This window comes from uncultured Methanobrevibacter sp., from assembly GCF_902764455.1.
Classification (GTDB): Archaea; Methanobacteriota; Methanobacteria; order Methanobacteriales; family Methanobacteriaceae; genus Methanocatella.
Map to the genome: position 1 here is coordinate 68,462 of NZ_CACWVY010000014.1, position 17,051 is coordinate 85,512.

General features: G+C 31.9%; 17 protein-coding genes. 1 reads left to right on the top strand and 16 read right to left on the bottom strand.

All coding sequences use genetic code 11. The features are described from left to right. The 4 genes from QZU75_RS05365 to QZU75_RS05380 are packed head-to-tail and all read right to left on the bottom strand — an operon-like array spanning position 1 to position 4,639. Positions 1-2,472: a hypothetical protein gene (locus tag QZU75_RS05365; RefSeq protein ID WP_296882091.1), complete on the bottom strand. Its 2,472-nt coding sequence runs from the start codon at positions 2,470-2,472 to the stop codon at positions 1-3. Positions 2,473-2,475: 3 nt separating this feature from the next. Next, positions 2,476-3,168 carry a hypothetical protein gene (locus QZU75_RS05370; protein ID WP_296882092.1) on the bottom strand — a complete coding sequence of 231 codons (693 nt, stop codon included), beginning with the start codon at positions 3,166-3,168 and terminating at the stop codon, positions 2,476-2,478. Further along, positions 3,165-3,440: a hypothetical protein gene (locus tag QZU75_RS05375; RefSeq protein ID WP_296882094.1), complete on the bottom strand. Its 276-nt coding sequence runs from the start codon at positions 3,438-3,440 to the stop codon at positions 3,165-3,167. Before QZU75_RS05375 ends, QZU75_RS05370 begins: the two co-directional genes overlap by 4 nt. Before the next feature lie 20 nt (positions 3,441-3,460). Next, positions 3,461-4,639, bottom strand: coding sequence for a hypothetical protein (locus QZU75_RS05380; protein ID WP_296882095.1), 1,179 nt, complete (start codon positions 4,637-4,639; stop codon positions 3,461-3,463). A 214-nt stretch (positions 4,640-4,853) separates the two neighbouring features. On the opposite strand from QZU75_RS05380, the gene QZU75_RS05385 reads away from it, so the two are divergent. Beyond that, positions 4,854-5,999: an integrase gene (locus QZU75_RS05385; protein ID WP_296882097.1), complete on the top strand. Its 1,146-nt coding sequence runs from the start codon at positions 4,854-4,856 to the stop codon at positions 5,997-5,999. Here the strand turns inward: QZU75_RS05385 and QZU75_RS05390 are convergent. The 12 genes from QZU75_RS05390 to QZU75_RS05445 all read right to left on the bottom strand — a co-directional run bounded on the left by QZU75_RS05390 (position 5,996) and on the right by QZU75_RS05445 (position 17,032). Continuing rightward, the gene (locus QZU75_RS05390; protein ID WP_296882098.1) at positions 5,996-6,253 is read right to left on the bottom strand and encodes a hypothetical protein; all 258 of its coding nucleotides are present in this window, start codon (positions 6,251-6,253) and stop codon (positions 5,996-5,998) included. The genes QZU75_RS05385 and QZU75_RS05390 overlap by 4 nt on opposite strands. Before the next feature lie 54 nt (positions 6,254-6,307). Then, the gene (locus QZU75_RS05395; protein WP_296882099.1) at positions 6,308-6,562 is read right to left on the bottom strand and encodes a hypothetical protein; all 255 of its coding nucleotides are present in this window, start codon (positions 6,560-6,562) and stop codon (positions 6,308-6,310) included. A gap of 228 nt (positions 6,563-6,790) precedes the next feature. After that, positions 6,791-7,228 (bottom strand): hypothetical protein, encoded by a 438-nt coding sequence (locus QZU75_RS05400; protein WP_296882100.1) that lies wholly within the window; start codon positions 7,226-7,228, stop codon positions 6,791-6,793. Further along, positions 7,216-7,581: a hypothetical protein gene (locus tag QZU75_RS05405; protein WP_296882102.1), complete on the bottom strand. Its 366-nt coding sequence runs from the start codon at positions 7,579-7,581 to the stop codon at positions 7,216-7,218. The genes QZU75_RS05400 and QZU75_RS05405 overlap by 13 nt, the downstream gene beginning before the upstream one ends. Before the next feature lie 5 nt (positions 7,582-7,586). Next, positions 7,587-8,621, bottom strand: coding sequence for a leucine-rich repeat protein (locus tag QZU75_RS05410; protein WP_296882104.1), 1,035 nt, complete (start codon positions 8,619-8,621; stop codon positions 7,587-7,589). Between the two features lie 7 nt (positions 8,622-8,628). Beyond that, positions 8,629-10,560: a hypothetical protein gene (locus QZU75_RS05415; protein WP_296882105.1), complete on the bottom strand. Its 1,932-nt coding sequence runs from the start codon at positions 10,558-10,560 to the stop codon at positions 8,629-8,631. Continuing rightward, a complete protein-coding gene (locus QZU75_RS05420; RefSeq protein ID WP_296882106.1) occupies positions 10,533-12,353 on the bottom strand; it encodes a hypothetical protein in 1,821 nt (606 codons plus the stop codon). The genes QZU75_RS05415 and QZU75_RS05420 overlap by 28 nt, the downstream gene beginning before the upstream one ends. Positions 12,354-12,522: 169 nt before the next feature. After that, the gene (locus QZU75_RS05425) at positions 12,523-13,680 is read right to left on the bottom strand and encodes a baseplate J/gp47 family protein (RefSeq protein WP_296882107.1); all 1,158 of its coding nucleotides are present in this window, start codon (positions 13,678-13,680) and stop codon (positions 12,523-12,525) included. Continuing rightward, complete coding sequence (locus QZU75_RS05430) at positions 13,677-14,120, bottom strand: hypothetical protein (protein WP_296882108.1); 444 nt, start codon at positions 14,118-14,120, stop codon at positions 13,677-13,679. Before QZU75_RS05430 ends, QZU75_RS05425 begins: the two co-directional genes overlap by 4 nt. Then, on the bottom strand, positions 14,101-14,808 hold the full coding sequence (locus tag QZU75_RS05435; protein ID WP_296882110.1) for a hypothetical protein: 708 nt from the start codon (positions 14,806-14,808) through the stop codon (positions 14,101-14,103). The genes QZU75_RS05430 and QZU75_RS05435 overlap by 20 nt, the downstream gene beginning before the upstream one ends. After that, complete coding sequence (locus QZU75_RS05440) at positions 14,805-15,962, bottom strand: hypothetical protein (protein ID WP_296882112.1); 1,158 nt, start codon at positions 15,960-15,962, stop codon at positions 14,805-14,807. The genes QZU75_RS05435 and QZU75_RS05440 overlap by 4 nt, the downstream gene beginning before the upstream one ends. 17 nt (positions 15,963-15,979) lie before the next feature. Then, the gene (locus tag QZU75_RS05445; RefSeq protein ID WP_296882113.1) at positions 15,980-17,032 is read right to left on the bottom strand and encodes a transglutaminase-like domain-containing protein; all 1,053 of its coding nucleotides are present in this window, start codon (positions 17,030-17,032) and stop codon (positions 15,980-15,982) included. Positions 17,033-17,051 lie beyond the last annotated feature (19 nt).

Here is a 17,051-nt window from a genome sequence, read left to right on the forward strand (position 1 = left end):
TTACACCTTGTATTCAACGTAATAATCTTTAATATGAACTTGTTTATCAGAATTTGTTCTTTTTGCCCGATACACTAAATAAATACCAGTTTCTTCAAAGTTTGGAATATATACAATTGAAATAGTGTCTTCATTTTGCAATATACTTGAAACACCATCAATATCAGTTACTTTGAATATTACTTGATGATTATCGTAATCAACATCAAAATCCCTACCCTCAATTAAAGTGATGTCTTCTTCATTCCTAGTTAAAATAACTTCTCTTAATGGTTCTACAGGGATAACTCTTAAAGGCAAGGTCCTTGTACGAATTTCATTCAATCCAATTTCATATTCCTGCTTGAAATAATCAATGATTAAACCCTGCTCTGGTAAACCAGTTTCCAAGTTAACACGGTCCCCTACTTCCTCAAGCAATAAATCTTGAACAAAAACAGGATTATAAGTAAATTCCAAATTACCATTAGGTAATCCATCCAATACATCTAAATCAAATAATATTGTATCTTTATCATAATCAACAGTATAATCATACCATTCCCCAATAGTAAATTGCTCACCATTATCAGGATTCACAACAGATTTAAGAATAGGATATGCAGGACTATTGTTTAATTTTAAACCACCAACTAGTTCACCACCACTATTATACTCAAACCAACCAAAAGGATGAATAATCCCTTCACCATCAGTATAAGGTTTAGGATAAATCCCTAGATTATTCAATAAAGTAACTGCATCAGGAGTATCAACAAGATAGTCATAAACTTTAGTGGAATCAGATAAAATAGTAAAATCTAAAACAGAAGCAATCTCCTCTTCATCCTTATAACTCTCAATAGCATCATATAAAGTTGTATTATCAACAACAGTAAAATGCTGAACTTGAGGATTATCTTTTACAATATCAACACTACATTCAACATTTGGGTCACAAATAAAAGGAGCATAAACTCTACCCCATCTACTCGCACCTAACATTGGAGTGATTTTTGGAGTATACATTTGTGTTTTTGCAAACATTTCCATAGCAACATCAGTTTTTAAAGTTATTGTAATCCTTTCAATTGTTGGTGAAGCTTTATTGTTACTGCTGTCTTGCCACATTTTAGCACGGATAAAAACTCTGGTAGGATGACTATTATTAAATGTTTTACGTTTATTCTGCATAGCTTCCCAGTTACGGCCATCAGTACTAATCTGATATTCAATATGTTTACCAGTAGCACTAGTAGCATCACCATCATCATCAGCATTTAAAATAACTTCTTTTAATGGATTGCATTGAATCGGTTTCAAATATAAATAACAGTCATCACGGGTATATTCCTCACCATAATTTGTGATTTTCAATTCAAAACTAAAATCTTGTGGAGTATGTAAACCCATCTTATATTCAGTTTGAGATTCACCAGGTTTACCATATCGTTTCCAATGCCTACCATTATCCTCAGATAAAAAAGCATCTCCATCAGCATATTTATCAATGTTACAATTCCTTCCCCATCCACCAATCCTTGGACAATGATCGTAATGAGAAAGAGGGCTTGAAATTACAATAGCATAATACTCTCCAGGTTTAACTTGCACAGGTTTATCTAATTCAATTGTGATAAAACCAGGTGTTGTACGACTAGGATTATACACTCCAGTCGCTAGAGCATTACCTGGATTACCTTTAGGGAATCTAATGTTATCTTTAATAACATTACCTTGATTATCTTTAACTTTAATAGTTTTTTTAGTTTTTCGGTCATATGTGGTTCTTTCAACTTGTTTAACTTTTGTCGGCCATATCTGCACATATAACGGACTACCCCAATTACTTTTTGTAGTACCAGTTGTTTCAACACGTAAAGCAACAGCTTCTAGAAGCCCTGTACAACCTTCTTTAATTTTCACAGTTTGTGCTCTGCAAACTGCAGGGATTTCATAATCTTTCCAGTTTTTAATCCAATCTGGTCGGACTTGATAAGTTTTATTTTTATCAAAACCAACATACCAAAAACTGTTAACTCCCCCATTTGGGTTACGAAGAGCTGTACTGTAATTTGGAGTTCCTACAGTATCATGTTTTAACATAGCTCTTTTTTTATTATTACCATTACCATCAACAAAAGAACTGAAAACAACACCATTGTTTAATGATTCTTCTACATCCACATAACCCATTGTATCTTCAGTAAAATCAATTGTAGGCAGTTCATATTCAGTATCATTATCAAATATTACATCTCCATCATTAGATACTTTACACCCATAACTATTGATTATATCTAATGAACCCTCACTGAACTTAAACCATTTACGGACAGCAGGACTGGATAAATACTTTAATTTTTCAACTTGTTGATGTAGCCATTCATCGTTCATGCAAGCTTGTTCCATTAATTGAACTGTAACGTAACGTTGGTCACTGAATGATTGTATTAAATTCAAATTTTTATATTTAGGTTTACATTTCCCCATATTTTACACCTGCACAATTATATCACTATTGTTCAAATCACCAATAGGTTTAATATACAAGATTTTATCTGTTAAATCTTGATAAAATGCTCCATCATGATTTTTTAATTCTTCAAGACTGCTTACACTACGATAACCAGAGTTATTTTCAAAAACTCTGATTACAGTATTTTCTTCATAAGAATAAAAGATATTATTAGTTTCATCAATAATGCTCCAGGCATTTTTCTGAAAACTTGTTGTGAATTGATAAATATATTCAATGTTAATCTCACCACTAATTCCTGAGAATACTGTTTGATCTATCTTGTTGTAAACATCATGACTAATGAGTAAATCTTCATTTTTACTGTTTAAACTAATTACACCTATCTCGGTCGCATCACTTATTTCATCAACTGTAACATTACACGATAATATAATTCTTTTGTTATCTATTTCTACAGTTGAACTGCATTTTTTTCGTAATCTTTCATTACTTAATTTTCTATCTGTTCTTTTTGGAGGCAATGTTCCATTTCCAATTACTATGTAATTTATAGGACTGCATAAATCATTATCAATGCATCGGTAAAGGAAAAACGCTTCTCCAACACGGGTGATAATGTTATGTCCTTTTATTTTTAGTTTAGTATTAAGAAACATGGTTGTAATTGGAATTGTGAATGAATATGCTCCTTTAACATTTAAGTTCATATGAAATCAACCTCACATATTAACTCTCCATTAGTCTTTTTTAGATTTAAATTTGAAAAAATACTTATCATATTATTTTGAGGAGTTGACGTTGAAGCAGAATCTACATGGATTATTTTACCTAACGGCATTAATTTTTGCAATCTTTTCTCAAGGTTAACTCCTTTTTCAATTTGAATATTTGCAGGTATTTTATTTGAATCAAATTCTAAATCATAATTATTCGGACTCATGAATGGTTCGTTTCGTAGTTTTTTACAATTATTTGACATAAAAATAACCTAAAATTATTTTATTCTGTGAAGTAAACTAACTGTCCTAAAATCATATTACTAGTATCAGCATTTGCACAATAAATCTTAATTTGATATATTCCATTAGTTAATACTGGTTTTACTTGGCCGTGAGCAGTAGCATTCGCCCAGGTACTATATGCTGCATTAGTGGTTGGAACATATCCTTGAGGGAAATTACAAACATAAATATCGCTTCCTTTTTTAAAAGTACTGTTTCCTTGCAAATGATAATCCATAATGACTAATTTACCCATTTTTCTGAAAGTGATTGTAGAATCATTATTGAAACGTCCACTACTCATATCAGTATTTCTTAAAGTAATTGAAGAAATTTCTAAAGAATTAAATATCTCACCTAACCTGGCATCTAATAATTCATTAATTCCGGATTGGGTAACTTCACTACCTACGGATAAGGGAGTTCCTCCGGTAATATTGCTGAAGTCACAATTGTTAGTTACAGTATGTATTAACTGTGTTGCAGGAGCATTATGCACATTAAAAGTAGTTCCATTCAAATTCAAACCAGTACCTGCAGTATATGTGGTGTCGGTTGCAGGGATACCTAAAGCAACAATATCATTTTTACTCACATTTGCAGAACCGGTTATATGTCCTTGTGCATCGTATTTGATTTTTATCAATGCATTAGTAGTTACAGGAGTTAAACCTGTGTTGGTGTGTTTGAAAGTAGTGTCAGTTAATGTTAAACCATCTCCTGCAGTGTAAGTGGTATTTGTATCACTGGCAGGAATTCCAAGACCTGTAATATTATTTTTTGTTATATTTAATTTGCTGAAGGGTAATTTGTCGATTGTTTTAATATTATTATCACTATCAATAACCACAGGTTTTTTTGCAGAACTAGCATCATTAGAAGTAATTTTCCCATCATTAGTAATACTTCCGTGAGCATGACTTGTTGGTGTCATACTTGTTGGAAAATCAGTAATTTCTGATTTAGAGTGAGTATGACTGGTGGGAGTCATGGTTTGTGGGAAATCAGTAATTTCTGATGTAGTATGAGTGTGACCTGCAGGTGGTAAGCTGCTTGGGAAGTCTGTTATTTGTGATTTTTGGATTTCTATTGTTTCTTTGTCGGTGAGTAGGTCATCGACTGTGGCTTTAGGGTAGAAAAATTTTTTCATTATTCTAACAAGTTGATATTTTATCATAGATTTATCACCTTTTTAAAATTAATTTTAGTTTGTTAAAAATTTTTTATAGATCTATAAAAAATAAAAACATTCAATTTTTTTCTTTTTTTTCTTTTTTCTATGGTAATCTTAAGAAAAAAGAAATCTTGACTTTTTATACTTTTTATTTGATTAAATGCAAAGTCTTTATTACCTCCTTTCTCTAAATATCTTCACACAAAGGTGATTTTGTATGGATACATATGAGATAAGTAATAATACAATAATGAAAACAAATGAAGAGGATTGTGAAATCACAATTGAAGAAAATCTTCAAGCCATTATCGATTATGATGATTTTGGTATTGGGGAAAATATTTTTGAACAGTTTTGTTTAGAGAAAAATATTAAAGAACAAACTATAACTAATTATAGTGTTGCTCTAAACTCTTACTGTAGATTTCATGATAAATCTTTAAGAGAATTGCTTGTTGAAGCAATGATTGATGAACATCGTAGAATACCTTTAAAAGAAAGAAGGTTGAAAAGAAGAATTGTAAATTGGAGAACTGATTTATTATCTCAAACTAATTCTTGGAATACTATTAAAACTTATGTTAATAAGATTTTAGCATTCTATAGGCATTTTGAGATTGAAATTCCTAAAATTAAACCAGTGCAGATTGATAAACCTTATCAAACTTCTTATTTGGATTTACCGAATAAAACTCATATTCGTGAAGTGATTAGTAATGGTCAGATTCCTTTATGGTTTCAAGCATTGATTCTGTTCATGTCAAGTAGTGGTTCTGCAAAGGCAGAAACTTTAAGTTTAACTGTTCAACAGTTTGTTGATGGAACAACAGATTATCATAATGGAGGCAGTATAACTGAGATTTGTAATCAGTTATTATTAAAAAAGAATGTGGTTCCTACTTTTTATCTTCGTAGAATTAAAACTGATAAATGGTATTATACTTTCTGTTCGCCTGAAGCAACAGAGTATATTTGCAGGTATTTACTAACTCGTAAAGATTTAGAGTTGTCTGATAAGTTATTTCCAATTGAGGATAATACATTAACTCAAAATTTCACAAAAGTGAATGATCGAATGGGTTATGGGTTTAAAGGTAGGTATAGGTTTTTCAGAAGTCATACTCTTCGGAAATTTCATGCAAGTAATATTAATCTTGGTCAGGAGTATGTTGATGCTTTGCAAGGTCGGAGTAAAGATTATGTTCATGAAACTTATATTAAAACTAATCCTAATGAGTTAAAACAGATTTATATGTCTGCAATGGAAAATGTGATGATTTTCAATGAAGAAAAAGAAGAGAAACACGAAGAGTATCATATCCACATCAATATCTTCGTGTCTGAAGATAAAATTACTCTTTAAGTAGAATATTCTACTTCTTCTTTTTCTCCATTTATTATTATACTAAATGTATAATCTTGATTCGGTTGATAGGATATTCCTGCAATTGCAACACCATTAGAGTCAGTCATAGTAGTTGCAAGGTGGGTGTCATTCATATAAAAACTAATTTCAGTTGATGGGTGGTCGGTTTCTGCTCTGATTTCAAGCATTTCGACTTTATTGTCCTCATCAATTTGTTCTATTTTTTTTGTAAGTTTGATTTGATTTGTCATGTTATCACATTTATATAATTTTCTCGTGTTAAATCGTAATACTACTTATATATTTTACTGAATGGTCGCTGTGAGATTATCTAAATAAATAATTGCCTCGCTGGAACCCAAACCGCAATTAAACCAGATTTTTGAAGTATTAACTACAATTTCATTACTTATTGTAATTGTTGTGAAAGAATTATTTTTAGCCACAGCTGTTGAAATTGTTTTAATAGCATTGCCGTTACCGTCCATAAATAGCAAATGTACTGTACAATTCGTATTAGGAGAGTAAAGTTCGAAGGATGCAGTTACTATTTTATTCAAATCATCTGCTGTAAAAGGTATAGGGAATCTTACCCATGCGGTTTCACTAGGATTCAGTTCAATGGAATAATTTCCATTTGTTGAAAAGTTATTGTTTGATGAAACAGTTACTAGGTGTCCTGAAATATATTCTGTATTGTGAATTAATGATTTGTTTAAATCTGTCCCCGACCATAAGTTATGGTTGAATAGATTATTCTTATCTTTTACAAAATTTTTAGATGCAAATTATCGATATATGTAACATTTTCCAACGATGCTGAGACTTGCAGAAATCTTAAACTTAATGAAGTTAACACTTGGCAACTCATAAGTTAAGGTAATTGTTGTTTTATCAGAACTTGCCGGAGCAATAATGTTAGTTAAATTATGAGGATTTGGAGCCATTTCATATAATACTACCCATAATCGAGTATTTGTTAAGATATCCACAGTAAATTCAACTTTTACTTCTCCATTAATTGATATTACTGCATCGCAACCGGGCCATGCTGTGGCGGTGCTTTGTGTGAATTTAATAGAATATTCTCCGTTACTACTCCATTCATTTGATGTTGTGATTACACCATTATTCCAAGTATTAAACTTATTTGTATTTTTACTATAATCTCCAGCAGTCCATACATTATGAGGAACAATATTCGTCTTATCTTTTACTCCCCCCAAGTATAAGTCAATGTAGCATCACCCAACACATCAGTTCGAGCAATACCCAACACTGTACCATCTTCTTGAGTAAACAAGACCGGAACATTAACACATGGATTATCATTCTGATTTTTAACACTCGCAATCAAACTAACCACTTCATCAGTCACTACTGCATTATTTGTTTTACTCCAACTTATACTTGCCGGTGTATCAGACATTACATTAATTTCAGTGTCTTCTTCTAGATTAAGATTAGGCACATCACATTGTATATTTAGATTTTCCGCATGTTCGCCAGTAATCTCGATACTACACTCACCATTAGAATCAGTAACCCCTTCACCAATTAATTTTCTATAAGTAATCATGTAATTTAATCCTCCCTTTCAACTAATTTATTAGATGGATATCCTGCAGCAATATACTCTTGAAGTGTGCCATTAGGAATGCTAAATTGAGGGATGGTAGAAGCTATAAACCAGTTTGAATTATATGTTGGAATATTTGTCTCCCAATTAAGAATGACACTAGTTAACTTAGAGCAATAAGTAAGACAACAATACCCTAAACTTGTTACACTATCAGGAATAACAACATTGGTCAAACCAGAACAACCAAAAAGACAATATTGTCCTAGACTTGTTACACTATCAGGAATAACAACATTGGTCAAACCAGAACAATTATAAAAACAACTATCGCTTAGTCTTGTTAAATTATTTGGAAGAATAACACTAGTCAAACCAGAACAATTATAAAAACAAGAGTTTCCTATATTTGTTACACTATCTGGAATAACAACATTGGTCAAACTAGAACAACCAAAAAAACAATCTTTTCCTAGACTTGTTACACTATCCGGAATAATAATATTGGTCAAATCAGAGCAATTCATGAAACAATCTTCTTCTAGACTTGTTACAGTATCAGGGATAATAACATTAGTTAATCCAAGACAATCTCTAAAACAATTAACTCTAAATGAAGTTATATCCCCCATTAATGATATTGCATAATCCCCTTCAGTAGCATAAGTATGATTCAAACTATTCCTATTCGTATAGGTTGTTGTTGTTCCATCACCCCAATCAATAATAATCCCTGAACCAGAAAAACCATCTGTACTAGAGCTAACTGTAAATGTTTGTCCGGTAAATGATAAATGCCCATCAGCTTCAAATACTTGATAAAATTTCACATTTTCCCCCTCAACAGAGTCATTATAATCAGTTAATGTAGCAGTAACTACACTTGTATCTCCAATCAAAATACTGCTTGGAGAAGCAACCAAACCTAAATGATAATTATGCTTTTCATAAAATACTTTACCTCCAAGACTAGCCCTCCTGACAGGTTTTCCATCAATGTATAATGTATTAATATTATTATTAACCGAAACCATACACATTCCCCCCTTATGAACTGTTATGATACACTAAATCATAACTACCAGTAGTATCATCTTCAAAAACAACACTCAAATTCACAGTACTATAATCATTACTATCCATTTTACTGTTTAAACTTGATTGTAAATTAGTAACATCACTAATAGCATGATTATGACTAGTAGGAGGCATGCTTGTTGGCTTATCAGTTAAATCATCATAACTACCACTAGTAGCCACCGTTGCCAAATCATTACTATTCACTTTACTATCAACCAAACCTTTCAACACTTTCCCTTGATTAGCAGACAAAGGTTTATTAGTATCACTTGAAGTTAAATTGTCTTTGATATCACTAACATTCACTTTAACAGATAAATCTTTAGCATCAATCAAACCTTTCAACACTTTCCCTTGATTAGCAGACAAAGGTTTATCAGTATCAGTGCTAGTTAAATTATCTTTAATATCATTAGTATTCACTTTATTAGGGATTGTTGCAACAAGATTCTTTTCAGAAGTAGTATAATCATTAGTGGACAAACCTTTACCGGTAACCTTATCAACTTTATCAGATATTGTTGCTACAGCATTTTTATCTTCAGTAGTATAATCATTAGTAGATAATCCTTTACCAGATACTTTATCAACTTTAGCATTTAAATTATTACTTAAATTATCCAAAGCATTTTTATATGAATTATTGAAATCATTAGTGGATAATCCTTTACCAGTTACTTTATCGACTTTACCGCTAATGTCCTGGTGAGTTACTTGATTCGCCGGTAAAACACCTGTAATTAAACTAACAGGTACACTTTTAATACTGAACTGATTATTGTTCACTGTTAATGTAGTTTCATCTGCAGTATACACATCAGTTAAATCATGTAAATTCAAATACAAATGTTCTTCAGCACTAGTTCCCTCTTTAACATTCAATACGAAATCAATATACTTATCCCCTCGATGAATTCCAGGAATTGGGACATTATCTGCAGTTGCTGTTTCAACACTTGCGGATTTAACAAGGAAATCTTTTGGAATGTTAATTTTAGCCCCTTTCGCCAATCCTCCTTGACTGATAACATATGTTGTTAAGTATCCTTGTTCAGGAGTAGATTGTTTTTGAACATCTATTGTGAAACCTTCATCAACTTCATCACTAGTATAATAATGGAATCCATCATCATCAACTACAAGATCCCCAGTTTCTTCATCAATATAAATGGTTAGTAATTTCCCTGAACCAGTTTCAATATTATTTAATAGGTCAATAATATCTTCTTTATTATAAAATTCAGCACAGATTACTGCATTTTGAACTGGATTGGTACTGTTAGGATTTAATGCATTGTCTACGATTGTCTTATTTGCTCCGGCTTCAATGCCTGCAAGTTTATTTTTATCAGCTGTAGTGTAATCGTTAGTTGATAATCCTTTTCCGGTGACTTTATCGACTTTGTTGTCGATTGTTGCAACTTTACTTTTCTCAGCAGTAGTATAATCCTCAGTGGATAATCCTTTTCCGGTGACTTTATCGACTTTGTTGTCGATTGTTGCAACTTTACTTTTCTCAGCAGTAGTATAATCATTAGTGCTTAATCCTTTGCCAGCGACTTTATCTACTTTAGTGGTAAGGGTTTCTTCAATATCTTCAACATCGTCTTCAACATCACCAATACGTCCTTCCAATTCTGCTTTAACACTATTCAAAGTAGTAGTGTTTGCTTTAGTGTCCAGTAAACCTTTAAGTACTCTACCTTGATTAGCAGATAATGGTTTATCGGTATCAGTACTGGTTAAATTATCTTTAATGTCTGTTTTATTTACTTTCCCTTGAATAACTTCATGAGTCCTGATTGTTGTGTCAATTTCATTAGTTATTTCAGTTCTTGTACGAGTTTCACTTTTTTTGTAAAATAGATCAGTTAAATCGAGTGACTTTTTGGTTGCCATATTATATCATCTCCACATAAATCTAGAGTTAAAACACCAGTTGAAATATCATAGGTCATTGTTTCAATTGCTTCAACAAGAGGTTTACGGTCTTCTAAATAAACAAAAGGTAAGTTTAATAATTTTTCATCTGTTGTAACAGGAACATACTCATTATAATAAACATCATCATCAATTATTAATTCCATGTCAGCGATAACGCCAGTTAAATCTTTTAGTTTTAGTATTTCTTCTAATGTTAATTCATCCCATGATAAAACTCCTGTAGTTGTGTTGAATTTTATGTTTTTAATGAATGTAGTGTTGGATAAATCTGTGATTAAAACTCCGTAATTTACATTGTACATTAATACTGTTAATGGATTATCCATTTCTTTATCATTGTAAGGTTCATTAGTGAATGTATCTGTATCAACAAAAGTAGTACTGTTTTCATCATCAATGGAACCATCTAATAAGTTAAATGTTAAATCTTGTAATGTTAACATATTATTTAACAGTACATTGAAGAAAATTGGTTTAATTTCATTATCTAAACTGGCGGAATTACAACCTAATACTGTGGTATTGTCAATTACAATACTATCTCCAACAGTATCGAGACGACCGTATACTGATATTAATTCATAAATACCATTGATTACAGATGTTCCTTTTTCAATTGTTTTGAATGCATTAGCTAATGTTTTACCATCTTTAGTATCATTACCTGAAGAAGTGACAAAGAAATCTGCTTCACTACATCCTCTTACATGGATATGAATTTCAAAGACACCCAGTATATGAGTCCCATGTTTTCCCGTGAAGATAAAAGTGTTATCAATTTCTAATAATGAATATGGGCAGATAAAAGTAGAATCTGTGTAACCAGTGTAGATATCTGTTCCATTTAAGTTAATGTCAACTGTGAAATCTCCTGTTAAAGGTTCAAGTAAACAGTTTACAAAGTCAAATGTAAATGTAACATTCTGTTTTCTTATAGGATTTAATCTGTCTGCTGAAACATAGAAATATTCCCCTAAATCAATTCCACCAATACAGAACGTATCTTTATGCTCCCATGGCTCCGGAATCCAATCATCAACAATATATTCACCGGTAGTTTCATCAATGTGATGGGGATGTTTAGTAATGTCAAACATTCTTACAATGAATCTGTCACGGTTGATTAATTTTGCAGGTAAACCATATAATTTATAGATTTCAGCTACAGGTAATGGTTCTGTATGTACTAATGCAAGGTATTCGATTATTCGTTTCATATAATGATAATCATCTTCAGTTAATCGGTCATTATATGGTGGTTCGGTTTGTAGATAGTTTGTTGCAGGAATATATTTCTTTCGGGGTATATTATGTAATGCTCCGAGTTCATCCAAACTAATGTCATGATCGTAAATGTTATTTAATATGTCATCGTTTTCAGGGAAACCTTTCTCATACAAGTATTCATCAAAAGTTATTGCAGAAATCCTATAATCATCAAGAGGTATGATGTTTTCTGAAGTGGAATCATAAGAATAATCAATCACTCTCAAATCATCAACTATATCATATGTGTTAGTGTATAGTAACTGACTAATATCCCTTGTTTCCTCTCCATCTTCTACAGTAACAATCTCATAAAAACTCTCACTAACTAAATAAGAATAAGACTCATCATCAGACAAGTTGAAAACTGCTTCATAAATCAGAAGATCATTCTTAAAAATTTCAACATGCTCCAACAAAGGCACCATACACAAAAAATGCATAGTGTAATCAAAATCAGTTTCCTGTTCTTTATAAATCAAACACTTCTTCTTTAAATGAAAACTCTCATAAGTATCCCTTACACTTTGATACAAATCCTTTAACCTATTATTAGTTACAGTTTGAGATTTAACAAAATTAGAACTCTCATTCTTATCGAGAAAAAAAGGAAACATCCCTACCAAATTTTTTAAGCTATTTCTTGGCATGTTATATCATCTCAACAGTAATATTATCACTAACTCCTTTTTCTTCGTCTAAAATAGGAATATAATCTAAAGGTTTAGTGAAAGTAATGTTTTTCAATTCTGGAATCTCTTCATCTAAGAAAACAGCTAATTTATGGGGTATAAAATCTTCACCAAGACCTAGGCCAGAGTACCATACTCTACCTTCATTCGTGTTAATGTATCCGCCGTCAATGAACACTTTAATAGCAGAAACTATCCTTGATTGAATATCTGATTTCTCTAATTCGCTGTACGGATTAATCAAATCAATATCCACATTCACTTTAGCATAAATACTAATACGATGTTCAGTAGGAGCAAACAAATTAATAATAGTGTCCTCTTGACAAACACTAGACTGTAATTCATTATAAATCTCATTCAATAATGTTGAATCCCCTGGTTCAACAATAATCTTAACTGTACCACTTCCATCCCAATTTGGAATAATCCTATAGTCATCAACACCATCTTTGTTAGCAAAATAATTCAAATAAGCTTCATCAGAACCTTTTAACCGGATTTTAATCCAGTTCATCAAAAGATAACGGTATTCTTTATCATCATATGCAGGAATCCCACCTGCAGATTTATAATCATTACTGCAAGTCAAATTATAATCATTTGCAGAAACAATATTAACAACACTACCCGCATTTACCTTAGTATCTGGCCCAACATCCAAACTTAAACAATTTACCTTCGCAGTAGTACTGCCTGCAGCAAAATATATCTCATCCACAGTTTCAAATTGCACATCATTATTTTCATTTGCAACAATAAACCCTTCAGAGATAGTGATATCTTCATCACTAATTTCTGGCAAATAAAAAGTTACTTCAACACTTGATTTAGTTGCCTGAGGCCTAAGCACACCAACCTTATCACCAATATTATCTAAGTCAATTCCTTCCGCAGATTCAATTATATTAGATTGATACACTAATGTGATGTCTTCATATACTCTTCTAATAATCATTGAGATAACTGATTTGTCCATCACGTAATAGTTACTAATGTCTTGCCGATTGGCAATGAAATCTTCAAAATCATCTGCATGACTTATCAAACCCTGTTCAAGACTGTCTTGAAGAGCAGCTTCAAAAATTTCTTCATAAGTTTTCTCAACATAATTCATATGTTTACACTCCCAGTTATAGTTTCATCATTAACACTTGTCACATTAAATTCAACAAGATATGAACAAGTATCAGAGTCAGATACTTTTAGACTATTTACTTCTTGTATTCGCCTCATGTTTTCAAGAACTTCAGAGATATATAATTCAATTTCATATTTGACCATCTCCGATTTATTTGCTTTAATCAGCTGATGTGCTCTACAACCAAATTCTTCATATAATGGGATAGAATCAAGTTCATTGAATCTTGTCATAATTGCAATACATATAGCATTACGAAGCGATTCTTTCCCAGTTAAATTTACATAATCATCATTTTCCATTTGAATATCCCAATGATTAGCAGTAGGACTCACTGGCAACACTTGAACATCTTCATTCAAAGTCTTTAAAAATTGATAATCATCACTTTCATAATCAACAGGTAGTGTCATCATTATCGTCTCCTTGAAGTTCTGCAATAGCTTCAGCTACTTTTTCTGCAATTAATTCATCAACTTCCTCTTTAGTATACACCTCTTCCTTAGTGTACACTTTAGAAGAATCTGCATAATCAAACTCTTCCATATTCTCATCCATATTACCCACACTCATACTAGGAGTAGATGGTAAACGATATTCAAAACCATCACGACCAAACTTAATCCAATACAAGTTTGTGTCACTTAACGAGATTAATTTAACATTTCCGGGTGCAGCAGGATTAAAACCAACAGTTTCATCATCATCAACAAAATAACCAAGAATCAAACTAAAATCTTTATCAGGAACATCAATTATAAAAACATGTTGACGACTCATTGGAAGAATACATGGTTCTTTAAGTTTATCACAAAAAGTTTTTTCATGAGCAGAAGGAGTATAAAAATCAATTAAATCCCCACCAAACCTATGAAGAGGTTTACAGATGATTTTTTTATTAGAACCATCTAATTGAACTTCGGCTTTATCCAAATAAGGATAAAACTTTGTAATAACTCCAGTTTTAGTTTTAAGATTCTCCGAAACTTTCTCTATCTTTTGAGGAACATTAGTGTTAATAATATGATTAACAGGTTCGCTTAAAGCTTTCATCAACCTATCATCAGTAACAGTAATCTCTTTAAAATCCGCCAAATTAATCATTCCTCCTCAGTTTCAGTTTCAGAATCCTTTGTATCTTCACTGGATGAATCAGAATCAGTAGCTTCTTCAGTAGTTTTAGCTTTTTCTGCAGGTTTAGTTCCCAAGTCAGGAGGCCAATCCTCTAAAGTCACATTAACTTTCCAATCAAGATTATCATCATGAGAAACCTTAGTCAAATACATATACCCATTGAGATTGAACGATGGAATATAAACACGAACCCATTGTCCAATTCTCCATTCGGGACCACCATCAATTTTACATTCAAGTTTACGTCCAGAATCTTTTAATAATTTATTCCATTCATGATAAGCAAAATCAACAGCATCTTTCTCAGTTTTATTAGAAGAAGTGATTGTTTTAGAAACTTCACCAAATCTTTTAATACGAGCATCATCTTTAATAATAAACTTGTTATTATGCCACTTGACAATTAATTTATTAGGTGTGTTTGGATCAATATCTGTGATTGAAATTCCTTCCATGAAAACATTAACATCTTCAACTAATTGTAATTTAGCTGATGTAGGGTCACGGATTTTATTAATATAAATTGTATCATCACGCAGATAGCATTCCACATCTCCATTCCATCCGTATAATACTTCTTTCATAGCATTTTTAATTGTTGAAGCAGAACTGCCCGACCCATCGGAATTAGAGCCCCCTCCTATAACTTTAACGAGATTATTTCCTAATTCTTCAGCAGATGACCCGCAGGCATATGCAATTGCTTTTTTGTATTTTTCACATACTTCCGCAGTAGTCATACCCACTAATGCTGCCGTATAACTTACAGGGGACTGATCATCATGAGCTCTTTTAAGTTTGGCAGTTTTTGCCCCATTACAACTACATGTACTTGGAGTTATCCATCCCTGCAAACCAAAATAAGCATATTTAGCATGATAATACCCCTGTGTGATTCCATCGTGGAAATCACGATAGGTTTGCAAATCCGCCCCATTAACTAAGTATATTGCAATTTTCCCTTTAGTGGAAGATTGTTGCATTGCACTTTGAACAAAATTTGGACCCACACTTAATAATTCAACACTATGCCCTGCATTTTCAAGTATCTTCCCTATTTTTTTTAGAGTCTGTTGATCTGAAGCGGTACTATTTAAGTCACACCCCATTATGATATTAGCCATGGAAAAATTCTCCTTAATTATTTTAAATCGTATTTATTACCACATTTATTATCTTGCCAAACATCATTCCAAGCTCTTTGACTCTTCTGACCCTGAGTCCAAGTCAAATCAGAATAATACTTAGTACCATCAATCACAATAACAGTAAAATAATGCTCACTATCACATCGAAGTTCAATGTGTGCATTTAATCCACCAGATTTCATACATGCACAAGTTAAAATTGCAGTATCCCCACAATTCAAATGTTTATGATTCTCTAAACACTTTTTAGGAGTATGATATCTTGAATTATAATATTTATCATACCATATCCCAACATCATCACGAAGCCCTGCATGAATTGCTTTTGCTTTATCCAAATCAGAAGTTTTACCCTCACACCATTTAGCAACCAATTCATCTATCTCAGCATCACCAATACCAGTTGTTCCACTACTCCCACTTGATGAAACATTAGTATAATCAATCGCATCATCTTTCAAACCAGTAACATCAATCACACATTTTAAACCAGCAGCCTCAATCATTTCCTTAAGAATCTTTGACCGTTTAGTTTTAGTGAAAGTAAACTGTTTTTCCTGATCTAATAATTTACTCATTCCAACTAATTTTAAGTCAACCTTACCCCTTGAAAAAGTCTGTTCTGAAATAAAACCCAAAAGACAAGTGACAAGATCATCCCATTTTAAAGGAGTTCCAGTATCATTTGCCTTTTTTAAACAAATCTTTTTTCCTTTGAAAAATCGTGCAGTATCCACTTCAGGAAAAGAAGCATTCCCACTATTGCTTATTCCTTCATAGTCTTCATCAAAACCATTGTCATACATTTCATCATAATATGCAATCTCTTTGATTTCACCATTCATCGCAATAAATTTCTGCAAATCTTTTTCAGCATCAGAAACATTTTCCTCTGTAGATTTTGAAGTATCTTTTTTTTCTTCTTCTTTTTTTTCATCAGTTTTTGATTTTTTAGAATCCTTTTCTTTATCCTTATCTTTTTTCTTTTCGGTTTCGTAAACTTCAAAACCTGAAATTCCAAAAGGAGGTAAAATTGTAACTGCCATAGTTTTTCACACTCCCCTT